Raw genomic sequence first — 628 nt, 5'->3', positions numbered from 1 at the left:
TTTTCTGGCGGCCGGACAGAAAGCAGAGGAACCGCTCCGCTCGTCTAAACGGGTATCCCCCGGAGCCGACCTGCGGGGCGGTTCGGCATTCACCAAGGCCGCCGCTTACCGGCCCGGGTTGCTCGGCGTCCACACCCTGCTGCGCATTGCTATCCGCGACACCCGGCCGGAACTGGTCGGGCATCTGTGTGCAGGGCGCCTCAGCCTGGCTGACACCATGCGCCTGGCGCCCCTGTTCGAGTCTGGCTGGCTCAAGGGGCCGGTCTATCTTCCGGCCTGGGCCAGCGACCTGCGCCTGCTGGCCGCCAACCTGGCCTTCTCGGCGTTCATCGCCCAGATCAAGCTGGAGGTGCTGGACCTGGATGTGTTCATGGCATTCGCCGAAGAACACGAAAGCGATGCCAGTGCGCTGTGATCGGCGCCGAGTTTTTCAGCCGGCCTTGACTATTCGAATCAACTGCTACCATTAGGAAGCGGTGCCAAGGCCGGGCTCTGTGGCTTTCAAAAACGGCTTTCACCGCCAGGGATTGATCCACTCATTTCCAGCCTGCCTGACCCCATTGGGGTTGCAATGCACAATCCATTGCTTTACGCGTTGTCGCCTGTACTGCTTTTGCGCGGCTCGCCC

Annotated in this window: 1 protein-coding gene; it reads left to right on the top strand. The window is 62.6% G+C overall.

The features are described 5' to 3' along the window. The coding region (locus F8N66_RS31285; protein ID WP_150773740.1) for a tyrosine/phenylalanine carboxypeptidase domain-containing protein at window positions 1-415 on the top strand (415 nt) is incomplete at its 5' end. Window positions 416-628: the final 213 nt, after the last annotated feature.

Source organism: Pseudomonas fluorescens, from assembly GCF_902498195.1.
GTDB classification, from domain to species: Bacteria; Pseudomonadota; Gammaproteobacteria; order Pseudomonadales; family Pseudomonadaceae; genus Aquipseudomonas; species Aquipseudomonas fluorescens_BU.
Note: the sequence above shows the minus strand (reverse complement) of the source record. Positions and strands in the feature narration are given on the sequence as shown.